We start from the raw sequence: 26,258 nt of genomic DNA on the forward strand, positions 1-26,258 counted from the left end.
CCGATCACCTCTTCATTAGATTTGGGCTATAGTTCGGGTTCCCTTACCTTCTGTCATTTGACTTGCCACTGCTGCCAGATCTGCAATGTCAATCTTGCCATCACCATTGATATCCGCATGCTTCACCTGCTGCCAATCCGGACTTGATGAATCCTTGCCATAATGCGCGGCGACAATGCCGAGATCACCAATGCTTATCTTGCCGTCACCGTTCAAATCTGCCGATTGTTCAGTGGTACCAGGAATCGCCTTCACGGTTATAGAAGCAGCTGCTGCTACCGACTCTTCTCCATCTTCACCGCCAAGTATGGCGCTAGTGACTTTGAAGGCTCCATCCGTTGGCACTTTCACGTTCTTTGCCAAAAAGGTAAGCTGCAGCAGCTGGCTATCCGTTGAAATGGCTTTCCCTGGGCCTGCACTCGCGCCAATCAGACGTATTTTCCCATCGCCATCTTTGCTTTCTATTAACATCATGCCATCTTTGACGGATTCTGCTGAAACGAACTCCATCACTCCTGGGTCATACTGAAGAGAAATATCATAGGCATATACCGGATCGGCAATGTGGTTCAGTCCCATGTCCAGGCGCAAAGCTTCCCCAGCCTTAACCTCCATTTTGTCTGTTGTTAGCGTGGTTTGAAGCTCATCACTCTCTCCGGGCTCGCCTGTTGAATCGGCCTTCACGGTAAATTCACGGATTTGAACCCACTGGTTCTGTGCTGCTGTTGTGCGGATCCGGATAAATCTTGCCTCTGTCCCCCCCTCAACCATGATTTGAGCTTCCGGTTGATCAGCAACCTCGGCAATCGCCTCCCATTCACTAAAATCCTTGGAAACCTCAATCACACCATGGTGAATATAGTCGTTCGGCTTATCAGCCGTTGACATCTTTATTTGAATCTCTTTGATGTGCTGCACAAACTTAAGATCAACACCGACATAATCGCCAATCAACGGATTCGTATTCGACCAGTAAATCGTCGCCTCGTTGTTGTCAACCATATTTGAAATTGCGTTATTCTCCTGGGTTCCCATTGTTGTCATCGGGGCCTGCTGCAGCTGACCGCGATTCATAGCATAGATCCAATCGGGATCTCCAAACCCACTAATATATCTGCGCAGTGAATACGAGTTTTGCAGTATGATACCATCGAACCGATGTGTGAATAGCGAGCCTAAGGCACGCAGTTTGGCTTCCTTCGAGGCTGCATTGTCATTACGCAATCTGTAATAATCCACTTCAACATCCGCAATCGCATAATCGATATTCCAGGCAAGGCGCTCGATCATGAAAGAGGATGAGCTTCCGCTTTGCGCTTTGGACTGGGCACTTACCAGCTTTGTCTTGGCTTGCATGTAGTTCTCCCGTGCCTTTGTCACGGAATTGATGTTGCCAAAATCGCCGGCAGGCTGATTGAATACGGTACGTCCTGCTTCTTCAACGAGCCGGAGATATTCACCCATTTCTGCCGAGGCTGCACCATATCTGGTATTGACATAGTCCTGAATCAGCTGTTGCGGATCCGCATTCGGTTTCCACGACATTTTTGCCAAAATCAGATGGGTTGCTTCGAATGTGATCCAGTCCCCAGGTTCCGAGTACGTGCCGATCCCGTTTACGCCGAGTGTTTTATAATAAGGAAGCTCTTGGCCGATGAGCTGCGGGAATACGACAGGGAGAGAATGAAAGGCATATCGACGGTAATATTCATACATTGTAAGATCGCCTTTGAATACGTTTTTCCACTTATTAATCAAATCAATAGAGGGTTTATTAGTGGAAGAGCTCGGATCGTATACCGTATCCCGGTAACTGCGAAAATAGGGTGCAAAATCAATGAGGACAGATTCATCGTACATATATGCGCTGCTTGGAGGCTGGTCATGGGAGGCATAGGCGATGGCTTCAATCCTTACACCCGGCAGCTCCCGATTGACGGCATCATGAAGCTTATTCACCACATAAGCATAGGCATTGGCATTGCTGCCAAATTTAGAAACCACACTTGCCGGCCAAGTCGCTACATCCGGCGGCCATGCATCAAAAATGCTGATTTCCGGTCTCGCCTTCAGGTAAGCGATGACTTCATTCACATAGGCATTGACGGCCTCATCATTGGCAATATTGAACACATTGTAGCCGCTGATAAACCAGTCAGGATGCTCTGCCCCGTATTTATCTTTGCGGAGAAAGCTTTCAAAACCATGTCCTCCAACTTCCACCATCATGCTTCTTTTGTTCAGCTCCGGTATGAGCTTCTCGCGCCAATCATCCCAACGCGTGTTACCTTGAGCAATATAATCGTAAGGCACCACCAGGGTATTCAGCTTGTTCTTAGACATCCAGTCGATCAGTGCAGGGATGTTGTCAGAAGAATGGCTCCATCCCTCTTCAATATACTTGCGGCGGATCGTAAAACCGGGCTCTTGTACCTGATTCTGAGCCTGAATTGTGATTGAACTTTGGACAGGTACATCTTCAGCATGCTTTTGATAAGAATCAAAGGATGGCGCGAAGAATTTCATTCCCAGCGTTTCAAGCAGGTCATAGGCGGCATAAAGCGTACCACGGTTATTCATTCCTGCAAGAATAAGTCTGTTTTCCAATGTAATTGTGGCGAAGGAATCCCCCTTTTTTTCCGTTAATTTCATATTGGCAGAACCCAACCATTCAACCGGAATATCCGCGGTTTGATGGCCTTTTGAATATGACTTTGCTTCATCTCCGGTTACAATAATCAAAGCGCTGTCGAGATGGTCGAGTTTACCTGAGCCCTCTTCCGTGAGCTTCCCCTGTATAACGGGAATCGCAGCCCCACTGCTCTGTTTAATGTAATCCCTAAGCTCTGAAGCCGCATAGAAAGCCGTTTCCGTTTTATTGTCTTTGCTCCACCAGATGATAGCTGATTCAGCCTGATGCTGATCCACAACGGTTAGCTCATCCGCATTAAGAGAGTCTGCGTGAACTGGTGAACGGGTACTGATGTAGGCAAAAACCAAAGACATGATCAGGGCTGCACCCATTAACCTAATCCCCGATTTTTTCAATTGCTTCCCTCCTCACCTTCTAAAATAATCGTTACGGCCTCTTCTAACGCTGTTCCTGATTGACCTCCCTTAATGCATTCATGTATGTCCAGGCGGGGTAACGGAAGATCACCCGCCTGGACAATCGTTCATCCTGCGATCTTTTTGGCCACGAACGCCAAATCAGCAATATCAATAGATCCACTGCCATCCAGATCCAAGTGTTTGATTTGATCCCAATCAGAGCTGGTCGTGTCCTTACCATAGTGAGCCGCCAAAATCGCAAGATCACCGATGCTGACTTTGCCGTCACCATTGATATCACCTGAAGCTCCCGTGTTTCCGGTTGTAATCTCGATACGGGCTGAAGCAGATGCTGCTGCAACTTCAGCCCCCTTCTCGTCGCCAAGGAGTATATCCGAGACATTCACATCCCCGGAAACCGTTGCTGAAATATCCGCAGCCTTGAACGTAAGTGCAGCAATGGCTTGATCTCCCGTTACTCCATGTTCAGCACCTTCGCTGGCAATAATCAGCCTGACCTTGCCTGGCTGCTTCAACTGCGATTCCACAATTTTCACACCTGGAATTAGAGATTCTACAGAAACAAAGCTCATAAGCTTGGGATCATACTCAATCGTCATATCCTGTGCGAATACCTGCTGACTGAGTTGGTTCATATCCAGACGTACTGTGAACTCTTTTCCTGAGGCTGCCTTGCCTTCCATATTCAGATGTGCGGCCGGACCATTGTCGGCCTGGCTTACCTTAAACACGGTAAGTTCTGCCGCAGACGCAAAGTCTCCAACACCCTGCACGGCTTCCAGCTTCACATAGTTAGCCACAATGGGAGTGAAATTCACTTCCTTCAGCTGTTTGTTTCTCAGCCATGTTCCTTCAGCAATTTTAGTAAAAGCAACACCATCCGTGCTGGCATATACGTTATAAGCTGTAATGGTGCCGTTGCCTGCATCAGGGCGCGGTAAGTATCCGAGCTTGCTGATCTTGTAGGAACCTCCTAAATTAACGATGATCGACTGCGGCAGCGGATCCACGTTATACCACTTCGTGTGCCAATGTGTGTCGGGATTGGCATCCAGAGCTAACGAGGGATCATTCACACCCGCTTCACTACTCGTAGCTGTCGCACTCATTTGGCTCTGCGGGATTTCCATCAGACCCTGCTGTCCGGATACGGTCACTTCACTGGTTGCGGTGAAGCCGCCGTCCACTGTCGTGACCGTAATGGTCGCTTTTCCCGCGCCTTTCGGAGATACGCTCCCCTTCGTATCTATAACTGCAACTCCTGGATCGCTGCTTGACCAGGTGACTGATTTATTGGCCGCATCATCAGGTTCAACGGTTGCAACCAGCAGAGCAGGTTTATCCTGCACATGGAGCGCCAAGGTTGTTTGGTCCAGACTCACGCCTGTTGCTTTAACTCCTTCCCCTGACGGCAATCCGTATATTTTAAATTCCCAAAAGCTGGCCTTCGTGCTGCTGTCCGGAAGTCCCGTCACTGTGATGCGTACGTACCTGCCCCGGCTGCCGAAAGTATCTTTCAATACTGCTCCGGCAGATGGATTGCCACTGTGGTCCGCGACGGTAATCCAGTTCGATTTGTCATTTTCGCGGGTTTCGATTTTGTATCCATAAGCCTTATCGCTATGTTCAAATGAAACCTCTGAGGCTTGGATGGAATACATGGCAGCCAGATCAACGGTAAAGGTGTGATTCGCCTTCGTATCCGCCGCAGACCAGCGGGTATCCAATTTTCCGTCATTACCTGCGGAAGCAGGATGGTCCGTGTCTTCGCTATCTGCTGTCGCTTTCTTGCCTTCCGATATAACCTGAAGCTGAGGAGCCTGCTTCGGTGCTTCATACACATCCAGCTCGGAAGCGGAAGCAAATCCGCCAACAGCTGCCACCGCTTCCAGCTTGACGTACCTTGCCGAAACAGGTTCAAACTGGATGTATTTCTTCAGGCTGTTCCGGAGCCATGTTCCGCTGGATACCTTCGTAAAGACTTGACCGTCCAGGCTCACATACAGATTGTAGGTCGTCATCGTTCCGTTACCGGCATCCGTGCGCGGAGCATAACGGAACTGGCTGATTTCACGGACTTTGCTAAGATCCAAAATGATGGATTGCGGCAGTTTGTCGGATCCATCCCATTTGGTATGCCAAACGGAGTTCCGGTCACCATCAATGGCTTTGGCAGCCTCGCTCCCAGGCTGGAAGCTAAGTGCAGAAGCCTTCATTTCATTTTTCGGAATCGCTATTGGCGCAGGCTTCGTCAGATCTCGGTATACATTCATTTCCGCGGCCGAGGCAAAGCCTGAAACGCCTGCTGTGACTTCGATTCGTGCATATGCCGCTTCGACCGTCTCAAAGACTGCTGTTTTTTCCAGCTTGTCGTCATTCCATTGTCCGGTACTGACCAGGGCATAATTGACGCCGTCGAGGCTGGTAGAGATGTTGTATCCGGTAATCACGCCTTCTTTACCTCCGTATTGTCTCGGAAGCACCTTGATCTTGTTGATATACTGCTTGGTTCCAAGGTTCAAGGTTATCGATTGAGGCAGCTTAGCACTTCCATCCAGCGGTGTGCTCCAGATGGATTCATAATTGCCATCCAATACGTTCGCTGCAGGTGTAGTCGGATCAGCGCTCGATGTTGTAGCAACAATGTCATCCTGTGGAATCCGGCTTGGGTCAGTGTCCTCCTGCGGCAGCTCGATCTTCACTGCATCCGTAAGCGGCGTGACATCTGCTGTAAAGCCGGATACCTTCAATTCAAATCCGCGGCTTGCGCTAAGTTCCGGCGTTTTCACATAGAGAACTCCGCCTTTTTCGGACTTATCGTAGAACCATCCGCTCGCTGCAGCATCATAAGCTGCTTTTGTATCCAGTTTGGCATACGCCGATCCTTCCACTACAACTGCTTCTGGCTGATTCGGCATATGAACCGTAAATTGGCTAACGCGGGATGCGGGCTTACCGGTGTAATCCCCGATACTTGCTCCAACCTTTACTGTGAGATCGCCCGTCCCCTGCTCTGGTGCTATAGATTCAATTCGCGTTTTGGCAAATTTGCCGGTGCGGTGTTCTTTCGTCACTCCATCATCCTCATACATCGTAAAGCTGGAAGTCTTGTACGGGTAGATGTCATAAGTTACCGGATTGGCTGGGTTTTGCCCATCGTACAGCGATTCGGGATACATCGGGATGATGGCTCCCGCTTTCACGAGCAGCGGCAGGCGGTTTAGCGGAGCTGCATATTCATCCAGCATTTTAGAGCCGTAATGTGACTCCCCAGTCCAATAGTCGATCCACTTTCCTTTGGGTAGATAAATACCATTCCGGGTAGTCGTATCCGAATAGACCGGTGCCACAAGCAAAGAATCACCTGACATGAACTGATATTGGGTTAGCGTGCCCTTGGAGTTGGGATCCTCGGGGTTGCTGTAGATCATCCCCCTTACAAGAGGCGCACCTGTTTCATATGCTTCATTTAAATAAGTATAGAAATATGGTGTCAGCCGCTGTCTCAATTTCAAAATGTCGCGGTTGTAACTCGTGTACGGTTCTCCCCAGACCCAAGGCTGCTTATCCTTTGCGGCCCATCCCGACATATTCATCAGGATTGGTGTAAAAGCTTTCCACTGTAAATCACGGACATAGGTTTTGGCACTGCCGCCAAAAATACCGTCTATATCACCGGTCGCATAAGGAATCCCCGATAATCCTGCACCAATTAACGTCGGGATGTGAAAACGAATATATTCCCAGCTTCCCGACTGATCCCCCGACCATACGGTCGAGTAGCGCTGCGTTCCTGCCCATCCGCCAACAGACCAGACATATCCTCTGTCATTCGAGTATTTTTCAATTCCCTGATAAGCCTGCTTCGTGCCGTTTAAGGCAAAATCATAACCTGGACCGACCCAGGCCACATCAAGCTTGGCAAGTCTTGTGCCGTCTACACCAACCTCATGGGCAATTTGTTCCACACCGTTTTGTGTCCAGAGTCCGGTGTAAAAGCCTCTTTCCTTCAATTCATTAACGGTGTACCCTAAATCCGTATAGCCGCAGCCATAGCCGTCATTGGGTAAAATCCAGCTGCCAGGCATGTCGTTATCGCGATAGGCTTGAGCGATCTTTTCGATCACATCCTTCGTTGTGGCAGGAGCCTTGTTGTAGCAGTTCGCATCCCCAAGGCCCATCCCCCAACGCGGGATCAATGCCGGCTTGCCAGTCAGATCGGTTAAGCCGTTCAGGATGTCTTTGATGTTATCCCCATAAAAATAGTAGGCGTCAAATCTGTTTTCATCATGTGTGAGTCGTACCGTCGAATCAAAATCATACATGCCGTTCTGGAAGGTATTTCGGAGGACGCCATAACCCGCCGTACTCAGATAAAATGGGGACGGATTGGATACGGTTCCGCTTCCCCAATCCCCATAATTCTCGGCAATGGCAATTTTCCGGTCCCGGTGGCTGAAGTATCCGTTCTGCATGCCGCCTCCGTAGAAATACTCATCCTCTCCCCGGACCAGCTGCTGGGAGGTCGACTGTCCATTGTAGCTCAGGCTTGCCGCTTCCTCCCATACCACGGTTTGATTGTCCTTATGGTACATGGCAAATTTCAATGGAGCCTTATAGGCTCTGAGTACGAATTTACCTGTTTCCATTTTGTAATAAGATCCTTCGTCGGACCAGTTGACCTGTACGGCACCAAAATCATCCTTGATGACAATCGGTTCAGCCGGCTGTTCCGCATTCTTGCCTTTAATATTCGTAAACTGTCCGTTCACGCCAAGCCAAATCCGGACCATATCATCTCTTTCGAAAATAACCTTGACCTTGTCTTGGCCTGATGTAATCGTAAAGGTCTTGTCATCTGTCTGTTTAAAGTCAGAGACAGGGCCGACCGATGCCGCGCTAACGAATTCCGGACCGAAAAGCAACCAGGCTCCCGTCAGGAGCAGGCATGCGAGCAGAACATATAGACGGTAATGAACGGTTTTCAAGCGAAATCCCCCACATTCTTTCGGGTTTTATTGTACCTGCACGATACTCCACAGTTATGCATCTGCATTGGTGCGCGGCTGTCGCCAACGGAAGCAGGGAAATGAGATATTCCCTGCCTCGATTATTTCTGAGCGATCCATTGCAGGCCTATGTCGTAATATTACGGGCGACCAGCACAAGATCCGAAAGATCAATCTTGCCGTCATGATTGACATCTGCCCGTTTAACCTGATCCCAATCGGCGTCAGAAGAGGTTTTGCCGTAGCTTGCCGCAACGATGGCCAAATCGCCTATGCTGACCTTGCCGTCACCGTTTATATCACCCGTGATTCCGGCTGTTTCTTTGGTGATTTCGATTTCAGCGGAAGATAAACCGGCTTTCGTCTCTGCTCCGTCCCCGTTTCCTATGGTGGCATCCGCCACCTGAATCTGTCCTTTGGCAGGTTCGGATAGCGGCCTCGCTTTGAATGTCAGCTCCACAATATCTTTATCCTGCTTCACTTCATGTCCGGCTCCATGACTTGCCAGAATAATGCGGACTGCTCCGTCCATATTCTTCGTTTCAACCAGACCCACGCCTTCAAGAAGCGGTTTGGCTGAAACAAAATCCATCATCTTTGCATCATAATGAAACGTAATATCCTGTGCATAAATTTCACCCTTCACATGCTGAAGACCCAATGTGGCTGTGAACGTCTGACCTGTGGAAACTTGTGCTGGCACACTAAGCACCGAGGTCAACGCTCCCTGCTGAGCTTGAGTAACCGTTACTTTAACGACAGCCTTTTGCCCTCCAGATGCAGTGACTGCGGTAATCTCGGAAATCCCTTCTTTCACAGCACTTATCTCTGCCTTGCCGTTAACACGCTCGACTGTGGCTACTGACTCATCGCTACTGCTCCAGTTCACCTGCTTGTCGGTTGCATTTCCTGGCTTAACGGTTGCGGTCAGCACCGCTTTTTCACCAACCTTCAGATGAACCTCCTTCATATCCACATCGATTCCGGTCACAGGAATATCTGCCACATTATTGCTGTAATTGAAGTCGTCAAAGACCGCCGCTGCAGGTCCGAATACCCTTGCCCCCATTTTCCCTTCTTCTTGCGGCAGCTTTGGAAGTGCTCCTTCAAAATAGGTTTTTCCGTTGATGATCAAAGTGACATTCGTTCCCTCGAATTTGACCTTGACGGCAGCAGTCTCGCCCTTTTTCAAAAATGCTCCCTGCTCCGTCGTCATAGCCCCGTAATTATCCTGCGCGTTAACCCAGTACCAAGCGTTTTTGTCAAAACCGACGGAAGCCCAGGTATTCTCATCCGCGTAGCGGAATACGATTCCTGTTCGGATGACATCGCTTTGCGGGGTAACTTTGAATTCAATTTCGCCGTCCTTGATCTGCGGGGATTCCTGATCCACGAAAATATTGTTGACGTTGTTCGCAGTGAATTTGACGGCATGCTTGCTTGCTCCGCCCGGTGCATCCACGATTTCCATGCTGCCTACTCCCGATCCAACAGTATGCTGCCATCCTCCCGTCGAGTTATTTTCAAAATCCTGAGCATACCTTACAGGTACCGGGACAGGTGTCTCATCAGAGGGATTCGGTTGATATACTTCCATTTCATATAATGAAAATCCATATTGGCCTGAGCGTTTGGTTCCCTGCATCCGTACATACCGTGTACGCTCTGCCGGGAACTTGATGATTTCCGTGCCCCCAACACCCGCGTTTGTTGAATAAACATCCCGCCAATTCTGTGCATCATCAGAAATCTGGATCTTGTAGCCTTTGCCATATGCATCTTCCCATTTGAGAATGACCTTGCCGATATCCTTCGATCCACCCAGATCCACCTGCAGCCATTCATTATCCGTATAACCGGAGGACCAACGGGAAGCTTTGGATTCGATCTCGTCAAAAGCCAAGTCAGCTGTAAACTGCCCCGTTTCCGTAGAAGACGCTGAAGCTGATTGGTGTGCTGCAATATTCACAGTCCAGGGCGGCGAGCCTGCCTCTTCTGCGATTTCCTTGCCGGATAAAGCCTTCTTGAAAATCTTCAGATCATCGAGTTCTCCCGCTAAAGCGTGAGTCCTGCTGCCAATCAGGGCTGCAGGCAGAAGCGTTACATCAGCAACCGATGCCTTTAATTCTCCATCAATAAACAGCGATGTTCCCTGCAATTCCCCCCGAAACGCCACATGCACCCAGCGGCCAGTCGGAATGGACGCATTAAAGCTGAAATCATAGCCTTCACGGGAAAATCCTGCTTTGCCGCTAGTCTTCTGCTTCAACTTGAGAGCTCCGTAATCTGATTCCATGAAAACAGCTTCTTCCGCCGGCTGATTCTCATCCAGCTTTACCCACGCAGCCGCAGTCCACGGGAAGCCCATATCCGGTATGCCAGTGGCAATCTGGTCGCTGCCTCCTTTGAACAATACCGCTTTACCTGACTTCCCTTCGTTCTCCCAGCTCACACCGCTCAACTTGCCATGATATCCATTACCAGACTGGTCGGTCGTGTTTGCATCTTTCCCTTCCTCAAATGGATAATGAATCACCGTATCCGCTACTGAATCAACGGTATGCAGCAGATTCGTTCCCGGCGCCTCCCCAAGCTGTCCTGCAAGCAGCTGGAATTCTGCGTACGTGGAATCAACCGAAGCTCCTCGCCACATCTTTTCGGCGAGAACCGGCATAGCCTGTTTAACCCGGTCGTGTACTTCAACGGCCGTGACCTTTTTGCCAAGCAGATCATTCCAAACTGCGAACATGCCGCCAAGTAAATTCGGTTCTCCATCCTGCAGCTTCAAGCTGCCACCAAAATTTGTCGGATCCCAATTGTTATAGAGCCACTGGGAATCCAGGTAGTCGTGGTAGTAGGAGGCTTTGGGAACAATATAAAGGTAGGAGTCTAGGGTGTTTATGGTGTTGTAGCCCTGTTTAACGGTTTCCACGGGATCCTGCCAACCGTTGGACCAGTTATGGGTGATAATATCGGTGTCTACGGGAGTTGTTCCCGGAAATTGCTTTAAGCTCCCCCACATTCGTGATTGTTTTCCCTTGCTTTTGAAAAACTCGTTCATTTCATTTAAAAACTGCCGGTATTTCTCATAAGTCGTTTTATCATTCCGGTCAAATTCATCCCCTCCGAAATGCACCGTATCTGTATCAAACCAATTCCCATCCAGATACTCGCTCCAGACATCCTTGACGAAGTCTACCGCTTCCTGACGGGTAATATCCAGATGATCCACCGGCAAATTATCCTTGACCAAATCCGGTCTCACCTTGGTTAATGCCAGGGAATGACTTGGGGTATCAATTTCTGGAGTAATGGTTAAGCCCCTGACACCTGCAATATCCTGCAGCTCCCGAAAATCCTGCTTGCTGTATGATCCATCCTTTGCCGTCAATTCAGGGTACTTCTTGCTTTCGAGTCGAAATGCGGAATACTTGTTCCAGTTCGCCCGGCTTGTGTCGCTGAAAATTTCGTTATCGCTCAGGTGGAGCTGAAAATCATTCATTTTGTAGTAAGACATAAATTTTGCGTAGTCCTTTAAAAAGCTCATCGGAAAGAATTTACGTCCCACATCCAGCATGAAGCCGCGTTCTTTGTATTTGGGATAATCTTTCGCCGTCCCCTTCGCAATATTTGATTTCAAGGGATCCTGATCTAAAATTTGCAGGGCCGTCCTTGTACCGTAAAAAACCCCTGTCTCCGTATTTGCCCGAATGGTAACAAAATCCACTGTTTCAAACAGGTACCCTTCGTCTCCAATGGATTCATCCCGCGTATCATTCAGCAGAAGCAGGAAATCTCCCTTGGACGCTGATTTGGCAACCACCACTGGAATGTCATACCCTGTGATCTCCTTCAAGTCCTCCTGAAAAACCGCTGCTGTCTCAGGTAGCTTACAGGCACATGTTGACGTCGTTATGACAATTCTAGAGTTTGCAGACAACGTGAAATTGCCTGTTCCACCCGTCCATTCCTGCAGACTTGGAATGACTTTCGGCTTCATATTCGTATCAAGTGCAGCGCTAACGTGATACAGCGGCAACACACAAAAGAATAAACAAAAAGCAATGAACACGCTTAACGTTTTTTTCATATTCATTCACCCCGGACGAATCGGCTTTTTATCGAGTAAAGAAATCAACTGGTCAATCATGACAACAGGCAGATCTCGGGTTGTGTTTCATCTTAAAAACAAGGTACATGGCGCTGCCAAATAGACACCATGTACCTTGTACTTCCGTTACATTATCCGACGATCTTTTTGGCTACGAGGACCAAATCCTCAAGACCGATGACACCATCTCCGTTAATATCTGCCTTCTTGGCTTGCTGCCAATCTGGACTGGACGAAGTTTTGCCATAATGTGCCGCAATGATGGCAAGGTCGCCGATGCTCACTTTTCCGTCTCCGTTAACGTCGCCGACATTCGTGATTTTACCTCCGACTTCTACTGTAGCCTTAGAAGAGGCGGCAGCATATTCCGTGCCTAACTCATCAGAGATGGTTGCTTTATTTACCGCTACATTTCCGCTGACAGGCTCGGATGCTTCCTTAGCTTTAAATGTCAATTCAAACAGGTCTGCATTGCCGGATACCGCGTGATCTGCACCTTCACTGGCAACAATCAGCCGCATCTTGCCCCCTGTTCGCTGTGTCTCCAGAATGTTTACTCCCGGGAGCAATGATTTTGCAGAAACAAAATCCATCACAGCCGTGTCATAGGTAAATTCAATATCTTGTGCAAAAACATTGTGCTTGATATTCCGGAGCCCGAACTGAACCCGGAACTCGGCACCGCTTTGTACCTGTGACGGAGCAGTAAGGACAGTAGCTTCTTCCAGATTTCCATCTTTCTTCTGAACGGTAATCCGGCTTACATCCGTGAATTTGCCGTCTGCCGTTGTAACGGTGATATCCGCAGTTCCCTGTGCTTTACCTGTTACGATTGTGCGTCCGTCATTAACCTCGACAGCTGCCACATTTTCGTCACTGGTATTCCAGCTTACGTTTTTATTCGTTGCATTTTCCGGGAGAACGGCTGCAGTAAGCTCTGCCGTCTCACCTTCCTTGAGGGTAACCTCTTTCTTATTGATGGTAACGCCGGTTACCTTCACCTCTTCTGAGGTGTCCAGTACGTTAAACACCTGAATTTCCGCAGCTGATGCGAAGCTGCCTACACCCTCAATAGCTTCCAGTTTCAAGTGGGTTGCATCAACCGCATCAAAACGAACACTTTTGACTTTATCATCTCGTATCCATGAACCGGTTGCGATCTTCGTGAATTCTACACCGTCTGTGCTCGCATAAAGGTTATACCCGGTAATTGTACCGTTCCCTGCTCCGGATCTTGGTGTGTAATTCAGCTGATTGACCTTATAACTGCCACCCAGATTCAAAGTAATGGATTCTGGCAGATGTGCAGGGGTCCACTTGGTATGCCATATGGTTTCTGGATCGCCATCCAATGCGTTTGCCGGCTCATCGCCAGGTTGGAAGCTGGTGGCAGTAGCCGACATTTGCGATTGTGGGATGAGCGTATTCGGCTCATACACTTTCACCGTTACTGAACCAGTAACTTTGCTTCCGTCTTTTGCCGTTGCCGTAACGACGGCTGTTCCAGCGAGATGTGCAGTAACTTTGCCCGTTTGATCCACGGATACGATGTCCGGTTTATCGGAAGACCAAAGCACTGTACGATCATAAGCGTTGGAAGGCTCCACCCGGGCAGTGATTTGGGAGCTTTGCCCCCTGTTCAGCTCGATATTCTGAGGCGTCAGCGTAATTTTCGTTACTTTGACACCCTCCTCAGGGGAGATTGCACCTTCATCATTAACGCGGATATCATCCAGCACCAATGTGCCTGTCAAATCTTTTTGATTGTTGACCTTGTTCTTGATAATCGCAAGATAAGCATCCTTAGCGCCTTCCGTTGTAAAGGTTAGATCCAGCTTATTGCGCCCTTCCTTCAGATTCTCAGATGCCAAATCCCGAACAGTGCCATTCTCATTCACACGAACCGCTACTGTGTACATATCGAGCTCATCGGAATTGTAATCCAGTGTCAGGTGATACTTGTTGTCTTCCTGAAGGCGCAGGGTATGCGGCAGCGTGCGCAGCCACTCACCTGTTCCTTCCTCGTTGGTTTTAAGCGAATATTTACCGTCAAGGACGTAGGATTGAATCTGATTGCCGCCCTTTTCCGCGAGATGTGTACGCACGGGTCCAAGCTTCGAGTAGACGAATGGCCCCCATCCTTCATCCACATTCTCGAAATCCTCGTAGAATACAGAATCACCTGCGTCTGTTTTAGTCGGATTCCCCCAGACTCTCACATCGTCAAAGGTGACCGCTGCGCTGCCCTCATCCACTTTCAGATACAGAGTTGCCTGATTACTTACTGCATCAAAATTCACTTTGATACGCTGAAAATTGGTACTCACATATTTGTGCTGCTGGGCTAAAAATTTGTGATCCGTATTATCCAGGTAGTTGTTCACCGTGTCATTCCCTTGGTTCACGCCAATTTCCACCTTGCGTTTTCCGCTGATATTTACCCACACAGACGCAGAATACGTTTTGCCAGGTGTAAGACCGGTAATGACCTGATGGATTGTCGCGTCTCCCGGTCCTTTGACCTGAAGCTGATCATCCGCGTTGTTGTTTTTCACATATTGGATATGGTCAGTGTTTCCGGCAGAAGAGGACTTCTGCCATGAGCCAAATTTCTGGCTGTCAAAACCAGGGTCCTTCACCGGACTGCCGTCGCCCCATACCACTTCTGGTCCATCCTGCGGCACCGATTTATAGAGCACATATCCAGTTCCCTTCTCTGCGGTCAGTGTGACCTTGCCACCATTGACATCCACGGTGCCTACACGTTCACGCCCAAGATCCGTCAGCTTATACAGCTGAGCTGTAGTCACATTGCTCCATGATGCCGGCAGTGTCCATGTCGATTGTCCCCCAGCCGGATTCCAGTGGTAGATTTTATCCTCTTTCACCGGATCCCATGGAATGAAAACGGTACTGTCGCTGATTTCACTGCTGTCCGTCATGATTGCGATATCATGACCGTCTTTGCTCAAATGGATTTTACCGTCCTGCCCCCGCTGCACAGCTACGTTACTGCCGAAGTCAATCCGATCGTTTGTCATCTTCATGATCGGGAAATACTGCATGTATTTGGTCGGCAGGTTTTGGTTAAAGAACGCAGCCGTTGTGGTTTTATAACTGTAGAAGCTGGAGCTGTTTTGCCAATATCCGACTCCTACCTGCTTATTGCCTTTCAAAAGCGGATTACTCAAGAATCCGTCTACATACTGATTGCGGATAAAACGGGTGATCTTGCTGTCATTACCCTGGTTCGGATAACCTGGGTCGGTCCCCCAGTGAACCCAAGCCGCCTGCTCATAGATCGGTCCCGCATACTCCGTACCCAACATCCATCCGTTCCCGTTAATGTACTCGGCAAGCTTTTTCGCGTTATAATCGGCTCCCGAATATACATCGACATAGACGAATGAGAGGTTATTTCCTGTATCGGCCTTAAGCATATCCAGACGGCGCTTCAGCTCGCCCGACTCTACATCCTTTGTCTTGTTCACATAGTAAGCCTGATCCAGCCAGCCCCATCCCTTGCTTAGCGGCTGCGTCAGATTTTCCATCTTCGTCTCAAAGGCATCCAGCATGTATTCTGTCGCGTTGATATGGACGCCGCCATGGATGTTATACTTTTTACCTTCGCTTAGCACATAATTGAAATCTTCCTTACCGCCCTGACGAATACCGATATGACCACCATAGTCCGGATGGGAATCATCATGGCCCTCAGCTTGATAACCCTTGAAGAGTATCAGCTGACCAAAGCCATCCGTCAGATTATAAATCTTCTTGGCATTGTCAAAAGCCCGCAGGAACGGCGATGAAGTCGTAGATCCAATATTCATGCTGATATAGGAAATATTGTCACGGATCATATCACTGCCATAAGGGGTTTCGGCATGATCCCGGTATGCGATAGCTGCATCCTGCCAATCTACGGACTCATCCCCATTAGCATCCGGAGTCAGGACGATTTTCGCCCAAGGCAAAGGCTCTGGATCAAGTACCGTACTTCCACGGTAGGTCCAGGCTCCGCCCGACAATGCTGCCTTCTGAGTATTCAGCACCGTGTCCGTACCGATTTTGACGCGGACCTTGTCATACGCATTCACCACGTTCGTGATTACGGCAGCCGCCAGTTTATCCGAATTGAGGAAGCCAAACGTACGTCCCCCGCTCACATCCGTCGCCCCGGCTTTCAGGTCCTTATACTCCTCCTTCACTGCAACCCAATCGCCGGTAACCCAAGCTGCTGTTTCCTGAGCCTTAGGCTCAGTGGCTAGTACGGATACAAGATCATGATTCGGAAATTCTAGAGTCTTCACCTTTTCCGTACCATTCTCCTGAAGATCCGTCACTTTAAACTGCAGGACATTATCCTTCAGCTCCAATTCAAACACCAATTTCACATTAATGCCGGGAACCAATAGGGTATATACCGCTGTTTCCCCTTTTTCTCCTGCCGCCTCTTTCTTAAGGTAGGATAGCGCCGTAGGGTAATAAGATTTGCCGTTAATTTTGAGTTCATTGATACCGTTTAACTGTCCGTTCATTTCTGCATTGCTACCGTTCCAAATGTACTTTTTCACACGCGGAAATTCTTTATCGATTTCCACTTTCATTTTGCTGGACGTCAATGTGTCCGTTACCGAGATCGGCTTGGGATCCGGATTGACCGCATCGACTTTAGTCAGCTTGACGTCATCGATGTTGATTGTCTTGTTATCAAACCAGCTGCGAAGGCCGATCTTGCCGGCAGAAGCGGGAAGTCCGGGCAGTGTCGTATTGAATACGCTGTTGCCATCAACGGACAGCTGGATGCTGTCATTTTCATAGTGGAGTTTAAATGCATACTGCTGCCCGGCAGCAAATGTCGGGGAGGTCGATGGAATACTACCGTAGGTCTCTGCACCGTTCTTCAGAGAGTCCCAACCCCAGCTGTTCGTATCGAATTGAATGACATTATAGTTATCCTTATCGACATAACGGTATACCAGCCCAAAGCGCGTCGGCGTCTGATTGAATTTCAGCTTCACCTCATAATCCCCGTTGGCGAACTGGGGAGATTCCAGATCCGCAAAAATCACCGCTCCCTGGGTAACTGCCTTAACGGTTCCATTGTCTGCTGAAAAGGTTGTCGTTCCCTTCGCGGACGTCCAGCCGCTGATATTCCCGTCATTATAATCCTTGAAATATACATCGCTATCTCCCGCTGCAAATGTATTACCGGCAGTAAAGCAAAGCTGCAGGCTAAAAAGCGCGGACAGGAATATACCAAACGGTAATAAATTTTTCCTCACTTCCATCTTCCTCTCTGCTTTTGAATCATGTCTCTTTTTTAGAAACATTCGTTTGACTCCCTACTTCCCTGAAGCCAGCAGACGTTTGATTACAACCGCCGATTCCGCTCTTGTGGCATGCTCCTTCGGAGCGAAAGTCGTCTCCGTTCTGCCCTTCATGAGACCGGTAGAAATGGCAAAGCCTACGGATTTTTGCGCCCATGAGCTAATCTTCCCGGAATCCTTGAACGAGCTGGAAGTCCCCCCCGGCAGATCATCAGCCTTGACCCCTTGAGCAGCAGCTTTCGCACGCATAAGCATTACGGTCATTTCTTCACGTGAAATGCTTTGGTCCGGTGCAAATGTATTGCTGGTCATGCCGCTGACAATTCCTGCCGAATACGCTTTCTTCACCGTTTCTTCATACCAGGCGCCGGACTTCACATCAGTGAATGGATTTTTGCCGTCTCCATCCTTCAGGTCAAGCGCTCTCGTAATCAAAGCAGCGAACTGAGCACGGGTGACGTTGTTGTTCGGGGCAAAACGGTCGCTATCCATACCTTCAACGATTTTTTGATCCACCATTTGCATGATGTCGTCCTTGGCCCAGTGGCTCGCAATATCCTTGAAAATCTTCATGAAAGTGGTCGATTGTCCTGGTGTGATCACCTGATCCTTTAGGTTCTTATCGAGCATTTTCATGGAGATCCATTCCACTTTGGAGGAGCCGGCTTTTTTAGCCTTGAATGTTATGGTAGCAATATCCATATCGCCCTTATCCCCGTCTACATTTCCTATTTTCGTGTGGGCAATCGTAACCTCATTGTTTTTAACAATGGGAGAAACGGAGTAACCCTTGATTTTCGTTTCAGCCTTGACCACTTCTAGTTCACTCGGATCGATCTTGAATTTCACTTCATAGGCGTATAGATCCTTAATGTTGCTGCCCTTCAGTGTAATGGTAAAGGTAGAGTCAGACGACTCCTTTGAAGACGCTTTCATTTGAAAATCGGAAGCAGTCTCTGCATGGGCTGAAGCCAGCCAAGTGGAAGAACAAAATGTGCAGAATAGTGCAATGATCAATGATTTGCGGAGCATCTAGGAACCATTCCCTTCTTTTTTCATAGTGACGTAGGTAAATCCCTTCGTTATCTATCCCTCCTTCGGCAATAAAATCAGTCGCGGCAGCTCGTGTGTCTGTACCTCCTATCATATAAAGTCTCGGGTCAGGAACCATGATCTATTTTGAAGTGGAGTTGATCATTTTTGAATTGAATTATTCGCTGTCCCTGCGGTATGCCACAGGGCTCACGCCGGTGACTTTTTTAAAAATCCTGCTGAAATGCTCCGGATTGACATACCCGACCATTTCGGCGACTTCATAAATCTTCAGTCCATTCTCCAGGGCCTTCTTGGCCTTATCAATGCGAAGGTTAGTCAGGTATTGGATGAAGTTGACCCCGACTTCTTTGGAGAATTGTTTGCTCAAATAGCTCTCGCTGACCCCCACCATTTGGCTGATCACAGACAGGTGAATCTCCTCGCTGTAATGCTTTTCGAGTATGGACTTGGTTTTGGCTATCATCGGACTCAACCAGGTGCCTGCGCGATCTGTTTTCGGATGCAGGCTCTCATGAATGAGCTCCAGATACTTTTCACACCACTGGACCGTATCTTCCCATGTATCGAACCTTCGAACCTGCTCCAAGGGATGAGGAAAGGTTTCATTAAGCTCCTTCATCGATATCCCCTTCTGGTACACAAGCGATCCTGCCGTCCAGATTAAATCGCTGAGCTCCGATCTGATCTGTCCGGGGAGCGAAGGAAACCTTCCGGCTAGAAGCTCGCAGCATCGCTGATAATACGGCTTCCATATGGATGCATCCTCATCTTTCAGAGATTGGACAAGCTCTGTTTTCGCAGGCGGCCAGATTTCCTTCCAGTCTTCCTCGGTAACGGACGTCTTTTTCTCGGATTCGGGATAAAAAAGACGATCATATCCTTGGTAGTAGCTGAGCACGGACAGCCTCTCCGCTTGCTGAAACAGGCGGTTCCATTCAAAAAGCCCGTCTGCCGCATCGCTGATGCCAATGGATAAGTTTAAATTCAGAAATTGTTTAAGTCTGATTTTGATATCCGTCAGCATCGTATAACTCAGTCTCCTCACCGCCATGCTGCTGCTTGGCTTTGGAAACGTGAAGTACAGATTATACTGCCGTTCATCACTGCGGCATACGTGGCATACCGATTCGCGCCTGTCTTTATTCGCAACCGACTGAACCGTCTGAATAATCATCCGGTGAATACGATCCAACTGCACGGCGTCCGAAAGCCGGAGCACGGCAGCCACTTGATTCTTCTCCCCCATATGCTTCCGTAGACGATCCAAGGGCTCCTTGAGTTCTTCCATTTCCCCGCCTGAGAGCATGCCCGGTTCTTCGCTGGACAAACGGTGTAGAATTGCACAGATCGATGCATCCTCATCGATATCATCTGCAGCATCTGAATTGCTTTGGCGTTTATCCAGCGCATCCACGGTTTTTTGCAGCACAGGCGCGATATACGACTCCTCCAAATTTGCTTTCAGCATATAGTCAAATGCTCCCAGCACAAAGGATTCCCTGACATAGTCATAATCACCGTATGCACTCAGCATGATGGTCAGCGGCTGCTTGGAAAAGGTAGTTCCACCCAATGCCTCGAGCAGCTGGACTCCGTTCATGCGCGGCATTTGGATATCGGCCAGTACAATATCAACATCCTGGCGCTCCTCCAGCAGTTTTAATGCTTCTTCCCCATCGCCCGCCTCCCCTATAATCTCGATTTCATTTGAGGTCAAAGAGATATACTCGCGAAGGGCGAGCCTTGCCAGCGGTTCGTCATCCACGATAAAAGCCTTATATTTACTCATGTTTTATCCCTCCGGCTCGGTTATTTTAATGACTCCACGGCTTTACTCCAGTTCTGGTTCAGCATGTGTTGTACATCTGCCACGGATGCTCCGGAAAAGATATCCTGTCCCGCTTTTTTCTCGTTAAACTGCGCCTTGCTCTTAACAGTCTCGTACCGTTCGTTCATTCCGAAATACATAAAAGGTTCGAATGGATGCATGCTTTTGACCCGATTGAAAAAAGGCTGATCAGAGGGAATATTCGTCATTGTGGAGGTATTTCCTGAATAATTGATGTAATCCTGATACACCTCAGTGCTGAATATCCATTCCAAAAAGTCCTTTACCTCCTCCACATTTTTGGAGTTTCTGTTAATCGCCATGTACTGGTCAGGCATGGTTACTGCCTCAAGCCGCTCGTGAATATCCAATCTCCATGGTAGCGCGAAAGCATCCAAATCCTCGTCGGTTTTGACGTTGGTAATGTAATCCTGGTAATACCATTGTCCCAGCGCAATCATGGCGGCTTTTTTAGATTGAAACAGCTGTTTGGCTTCATCAAATCCGATGCTTAAAGCATCGGTGCCTGCGAGCCTGTGCTCGGCGATTCTTTTTAGAAGGTTTGCGGCCGTCTCGAAGGACGAGTTCTTGCCGAACGGCTCCTTCGTATATGCCAAATTGGTGAGATAATTAGGATCTTTGGAGAGAAGAGGAGGACCGAATTCGATGAAAGGGTAGAAAGTCCAGTCCTCTTTCCCGCCAATCGCGATTGGAATATATGTATCGTGATTTTTGATGGCTTCAAGCACCTGCTCAAATTCACCGAGGGTTTGCGGGATTTGCAGATTCAGTTCATGAAAAATACTGGGGTGGTAAAAAACATATTCAGAGAAGGATACCAGCGGCAAACCCAGGATATCTCCATTAAATACGGCAGGAAACTTGTTGGCTTTAGTCGCCTCAAAACCATTAAGTGGAAGAATTGCATCCTGGTACGCGGACAACTGGGAGGGCTTCAAATAAAACACATCCGGCAGATCGTTTGCCGCGAGCCTCACCTTTAAATATTGGCCGCTGTTATCCGGTATGGTCTCCACCTCCACGGTCACATTCGGCTTGATTTTGGAATATTCCTTGACCTTGCTGGTCCAGAACAAAATGTCCATTTTGGTTTCCCACATGCCAAATTTGATCTTAACCGGCTGATCTTGATTGGCTGCCGGTTTGCCTGCAGTTGAAATTTTTTTTACCGGATTTAATACCATGTCAGACAGCGGTCCGCTTACGCCGATACTAATAAAGAATAGAAGGCAGGCGGCAAGCAGAAGGTATAACCATTTCGTACGATTCATTTGCTTCGCACCTCATTCCCATGTAATCCATCTCACCGCTTTACATTATCCTTAAACCAGCAGCTCATCAGGCTCGCGAATCTGGGGAAGACGGATGTGGACAATCGTTCCATGCGGCATATTAGATTCATATCGCAGTCCATACTTTGGACCGTAATGCAGCTGAATCCGTTTATGGACATTCATATTCCCCATACCGCTGAACGTATGCCTGGTTGTACCTTCATCCGGAAGTATCGGCTCTTCCCGCTCCAACCCCACGCCGTTATCCGCCACGGTGATCAGCAGGTCCTCACCCTCCAATACACTGGATATCCGGATAATACCCTGATAATCGATATCCTTCAGCCCATGAATAAAGCTATTTTCCAAAATGGGCTGGAGCAGCAGCTTCAGCAAATATAATTCTTCTGTCTCTGGAGCGATATCCCACTGAGTAACGACCGATTTGCCAAAGCGGATCTCCATGATATACAAATAATGCTTGAGATGATCGACTTCTTCCGCGACTGTCGTGACAAGCCCGCCCCGGTTAAATGAAGAGGCAATCAGCCTGGTTAGCGCATGCGTCATATTGCGGATATTGTCCGCTTTGCTGATGAGTGCCATGAATTTGATCGAGTTCAGTGTATTGATCAGAAAATGCGGATTGATCTGTGACTGCAGGGCTGCGAACTCAGCCTTCCTCTTCTCGACCTCCTGTTGCTCATGCTGATATATCAGTTCCCGTATCCTTTCGGTCATTTGGTTAAAGGAATGGCCCAGGCTCGCCATCTCCAGGCTGCCCGTGACGTTAATTTTTGCGTTCAAATCACCATGCGTAACCCGGACCATCTGCCGGAGCAGCTCCAGGATGGGCTTGGTCATATTGGATACGAAGTAAAAGGAGATCAGAATAAAAGCCAAAATGATCAATATCGCCAGAAACCAGATGAAGGAATTGACGCTGCGGTAGTTGGCCATGAGTTTGGTGTAAGGGATTTTTTGCACAACCACCCAGTTGGGACGGGATACATCCACCTTGGCGTAGGTGATCAGCGTCTTATCACCGTCCGTATCATCCACGTACGAACCCTGATCATGCTGAAATGTGTCTGCTAATCGGTGCATGGGCAGCTTGCTGCCTCTCTTCAATATCGTATTGGAGGCAATAATCTCACCCAGATCATCGGCGATAAAAAGTGTCGATTCCGAGTTGTCCCGAGACTGCAAAATATGGTCGAACGCGCTGCTTTCAAATGTGAACAATATCATCTCAAGCTGTGAGGAAGGATTGGAGTAGCCCGGCGACAGGGCCGCGACCATCATATAGGGACTGTAATTTCCATAGAGAGAGTTCGGCTTCATGCCGATGAAATGGATAAAGTTCGGCTTCTTCAGAGCCGACATATACCAATCTTCTTTTTGGATCTCCGTTCCTCTCTGCATCAGATTTTTCAAATAGGAGTATGAGGACCCGTCATCGAAATAGAAATTGACGGACAGTACGCGTCCCGAGACGGAGGCGGTGTATTTTTCAATCAGCACCTTCAATTTATAAGTGGCGAGCTGTCTCTCAAAACCGTCCTGCCGGTAGATATCATAAACGGTGGATATAACATCCTCATCCAGTCCAATGGAAGCGAAGAGGCCGGACAAGCGCCCGATTTCCTGGCTGACCGAATAGGCAAGTGCCTGGGCGGTTTGCAGGGAGCGATCCGTGTTTTGCTGCAGAATATCGCGTTTGTAAATGTTGAGGATGATAGAGCAGATCAGGAGCATCGGAATAATGACAATGAGGATGAAAAAAAGTCTTAATATGGAGGACATTCGCCATTTTTTTTTCATAGGATCCCCTTCTCTCTATAAGGCTTAAGGTGCATAGTTTAGAAAACTATTCCATGACCGAGAAGTAAGTTCCTTTCGGGTGACAAAGGTAGTTGTATTGTTACAAAATGCTATAAATAATCGCAAAAACACCTACCCAGCCTTCGAGTTAATTCGGGAAGTTACCCCATCATTTGACGGTAATGCAGAAGGAGTCCAATGATCTGAAAAACATCTATCGACGTATTATCACAGAAAGCTGTCCATCATTGGACCATGCAAAAAAGACACCCTTATGAAAAAGAGTGCCTCTTTGTCCTCGTATTCCTATTTGAACTGTTTTGTCAGGTTGGCCATTTCGATGGCTGACATCGCCGCCTCGTAGCCTTTGTTCCCCGCCTTGGTGCCCGCCCGTTCGATGGCTTGCTCAATGCTGTCTGTCGTCAGAACGCCGAAGATGACCGGAACGCCTGTCTTGAGGCTGGTAGCGGCAACGCCTTTGGCCACTTCATTGCATACCACATCATAATGGGAGGTGGCCCCGCGGATGACGGTTCCGAGAGTAATCACGGCATCATACTTTCCGCTTTCGGCCATTTTGCTGGCAACCAGCGGGATTTCAAAAGCTCCCGGTACCCACGCCACATCAACTTCATCTTCACCGGCACCATGACGCTTTAATCCATCGAGAGCGCCGCCCAGCAGCTTGCTCGTAATAAATTCATTGAATCTTCCAACCACAATCCCGTATTTCAAACCGCTCGATACCAAATTGCCTTCAAAAATATGTGCCATTTCTATATCAACCTCTCTTATATGTGATTAAGATTCCATGCTCAGCATGTGTCCAAGCTTCGTTTGTTTCGTATGCAAGTAACGGCTGTTATCGACTCCGGCTTCCATCTGAATCGGAACACGCTCGACAACTTCCAGGCCATGGCCTTCAAGACCTTTGATTTTCCTCGGATTATTGGTCAAAAGTCGGATTTGCCGAACACCCAGATCCTTAAGGATTTGAGCGCCAATGCCGTAGTCGCGAAGATCCGCCGGGAATCCCAGCTTGAGATTCGCATCCACGGTATCCAGCCCCTGCTCCTGCAGCTCATAAGCCTTTAACTTGTTAATCAGGCCGATTCCCCGGCCTTCCTGCCTCATGTATAACAATACACCGGAGCCTTCTTCTTCGATCTGCCGGAGCGCCGCAGCGAATTGCGGACCGCAGTCGCATCGCAGCGAATGGAACACATCCCCTGTCAGACATTCGGAGTGCACCCTCACAAGCACTGGTGTTTCGCTGGATATCGTCCCTTTGACAAGTGCCAGATGCTCTTTGTCATCCACCTCGTTGGTGTAAGCTACTGCCTGAAAGACTCCGAAATCCGTTGGCATCCGTACCTCGGCTTCCCGGTGGACCAACTGCTCTCGCTGATTGCGGTATTGAATCAAATCCTGGATCGATATCAGCTTCAGACCTTGCTTACTCGCGATTGCCTGTAAATCCGGAAGTCTCGCCATGGTTCCGTCCTCTTTCATAATTTCACAGATCACACCGGCGGGGGCGCAGCCGCTTAATCTTGCCAGATCCACCGCTGCTTCGGTATGGCCTGCCCTCCGAAGGACGCCCCCATCCTTGGCGATCAGAGGAAACATATGACCGGGGCGGCGAAAATCCGCGGCTGCGGATGTCGGATCGCTCAGAGCCTTTACTGTCAATGAGCGTTCAAACGCAGATATGCCCGTAGTTGTATCTTTATGATCAACCGATACCGTAAAAGCCGTACCGTGATGGTCGGTGTTCTGCTCTGTCATGGGAGACAACTTGAGTACTTCGGCCCGTTCGCGTGTAATCGGCACGCACACCAGCCCCCGGCCTTCAGTAATCATAAAGTTAATAACCTCTGGCGTGGCCTTTTCCGCCAATGCAACAAAGTCGCCTTCGTTCTCCCGGTCCTCATCATCCACCACGATAATGATCTTTCCTGCCCGAAGTTCCTCAAGCGCGTCTTCAATCGGGTCAAATATGAATGGATCCATCATGTCTAGTCCCCCTTTTGTTCTGCTAAAAATCATATACGCCCATTAATTAAAGCCGTTCGCTGCCAGCATCTCCAGATCGATTCCCTTCGAACTGCTCCCGGATCCTGCACCCCTCTGTCCAAGCAGTGCATGCACATACTTGCCGATAATATCGCATTCGATATTCACAATGGTGCCTGCCCTAATGCCGGATAGTCCTGTTTCGCCAAGAGTATGAGGGATGATGGATACTCTGAAGCTATCCCCGTCTACCTGTGCAATCGTAAGACTGACGCCATCCACGGTGACCGAACCTTGAGGAATGATGTATGCCGACATTTCCGTTTTATCAGGTGCAATATCAATCAACACCGCATTACGTTCTCTGGATAGTCTGCGAACTGTACCAGTCATATCGACATGCCCCTGCACCAGATGTCCTCCGAAGCGACCATTTGCCTTCATGGCTCGCTCCAGATTTATCTGGCTCCCCGGCTTTAGAAGAGCCAGATTGGAATGCCGGTAAGTCTGCGGAGTAACATCCACCGAAAATCCGCTGCTTCCAATCCTCGTCGCTGTCAGGCATACACCGTTCACCGCAATGCTGTCACCGATCCGGATGTCATCCATGATCACAGAAGCCTTAATACTTAGAACCAAGGCTTCACCCTGTCTTGTGATTCCATCCAGAACACCGATTTCTTCTACCAATCCGGTAAACATGCCATCTCTCCT

General features: G+C 48.7%; 11 protein-coding genes. All 11 read right to left on the minus strand.

Annotation, left to right across the window (positions count from 1 at the left end; all coding sequences use genetic code 11):
• Window positions 1-15: 15 nt before the first annotated feature.
• Window positions 16-3,048, minus strand: a complete 3,033-nt coding sequence (locus tag E6W40_RS15315) for a DUF4838 domain-containing protein (protein ID WP_136606241.1) — start codon at window positions 3,046-3,048, stop codon at window positions 16-18.
• 128 nt (window positions 3,049-3,176) lie between these two features.
• Window positions 3,177-8,060, minus strand: a complete 4,884-nt coding sequence (locus E6W40_RS15320) for a discoidin domain-containing protein (RefSeq protein WP_136606242.1) — start codon at window positions 8,058-8,060, stop codon at window positions 3,177-3,179.
• A gap of 148 nt (window positions 8,061-8,208) precedes the next feature.
• Entirely contained in the window at window positions 8,209-12,171 is a 3,963-nt protein-coding gene (locus E6W40_RS15325) for a family 20 glycosylhydrolase (RefSeq protein ID WP_168928941.1), read from the minus strand.
• Between the two features lie 152 nt (window positions 12,172-12,323).
• The gene (locus E6W40_RS15330; protein WP_168928942.1) at window positions 12,324-17,480 is read right to left on the minus strand and encodes an endo-alpha-N-acetylgalactosaminidase family protein; all 5,157 of its coding nucleotides are present in this window, start codon (window positions 17,478-17,480) and stop codon (window positions 12,324-12,326) included.
• A 60-nt stretch (window positions 17,481-17,540) separates the two neighbouring features.
• Entirely contained in the window at window positions 17,541-18,557 is a 1,017-nt protein-coding gene (locus tag E6W40_RS15335) for an S-layer homology domain-containing protein (RefSeq protein WP_136606245.1), read from the minus strand.
• A 178-nt stretch (window positions 18,558-18,735) separates the two neighbouring features.
• Complete coding sequence (locus E6W40_RS15340) at window positions 18,736-20,370, minus strand: response regulator transcription factor (RefSeq protein WP_136606246.1); 1,635 nt, start codon at window positions 20,368-20,370, stop codon at window positions 18,736-18,738.
• A 20-nt stretch (window positions 20,371-20,390) separates the two neighbouring features.
• Window positions 20,391-21,701, minus strand: coding sequence for an ABC transporter substrate-binding protein (locus tag E6W40_RS15345; protein WP_136606247.1), 1,311 nt, complete (start codon window positions 21,699-21,701; stop codon window positions 20,391-20,393).
• A 51-nt stretch (window positions 21,702-21,752) separates the two neighbouring features.
• Entirely contained in the window at window positions 21,753-23,528 is a 1,776-nt protein-coding gene (locus E6W40_RS15350; RefSeq protein WP_136606248.1) for a sensor histidine kinase, read from the minus strand.
• 306 nt (window positions 23,529-23,834) lie between these two features.
• Window positions 23,835-24,302 (minus strand): 6,7-dimethyl-8-ribityllumazine synthase, encoded by a 468-nt coding sequence (gene ribH, locus E6W40_RS15355; RefSeq protein ID WP_136606249.1) that lies wholly within the window; start codon window positions 24,300-24,302, stop codon window positions 23,835-23,837.
• A 27-nt stretch (window positions 24,303-24,329) separates the two neighbouring features.
• A complete protein-coding gene (locus E6W40_RS15360; protein ID WP_136606250.1) occupies window positions 24,330-25,544 on the minus strand; it encodes a bifunctional 3,4-dihydroxy-2-butanone-4-phosphate synthase/GTP cyclohydrolase II in 1,215 nt (404 codons plus the stop codon).
• Window positions 25,545-25,586: 42 nt separating this feature from the next.
• Window positions 25,587-26,246 (minus strand): riboflavin synthase, encoded by a 660-nt coding sequence (gene ribE, locus E6W40_RS15365; protein WP_136606251.1) that lies wholly within the window; start codon window positions 26,244-26,246, stop codon window positions 25,587-25,589.
• Between the last annotated feature and the right edge of the window lie 12 nt (window positions 26,247-26,258).

The organism is Paenibacillus dokdonensis, from assembly GCF_004916975.1.
GTDB lineage: Bacteria > Bacillota > Bacilli > Paenibacillales > Paenibacillaceae > Paenibacillus_AQ > Paenibacillus_AQ dokdonensis.

What these genes read in the sequence shown, in the direction of transcription:
- E6W40_RS15325 (WP_168928941.1), bottom strand. Translation starts at nt 12,171, where the DNA reads ATGAAAAAAACGTTAAGCGTGTTCATTGCTTTTTGTTTATTCTTTTGT.
- E6W40_RS15335 (WP_136606245.1), bottom strand. Translation starts at nt 18,557, where the DNA reads ATGCTCCGCAAATCATTGATCATTGCACTATTCTGCACATTTTGTTCT.
- E6W40_RS15340 (WP_136606246.1), bottom strand. Translation starts at nt 20,370, where the DNA reads ATGAGTAAATATAAGGCTTTTATCGTGGATGACGAACCGCTGGCAAGG.
- E6W40_RS15345 (WP_136606247.1), bottom strand. Translation starts at nt 21,701, where the DNA reads ATGAATCGTACGAAATGGTTATACCTTCTGCTTGCCGCCTGCCTTCTA.
- E6W40_RS15350 (WP_136606248.1), bottom strand. Translation starts at nt 23,528, where the DNA reads ATGAAAAAAAAATGGCGAATGTCCTCCATATTAAGACTTTTTTTCATC.
- ribH (WP_136606249.1), bottom strand. Translation starts at nt 24,302, where the DNA reads ATGGCACATATTTTTGAAGGCAATTTGGTATCGAGCGGTTTGAAATAC.
- E6W40_RS15360 (WP_136606250.1), bottom strand. Translation starts at nt 25,544, where the DNA reads ATGATGGATCCATTCATATTTGACCCGATTGAAGACGCGCTTGAGGAA.
- ribE (WP_136606251.1), bottom strand. Translation starts at nt 26,246, where the DNA reads ATGTTTACCGGATTGGTAGAAGAAATCGGTGTTCTGGATGGAATCACA.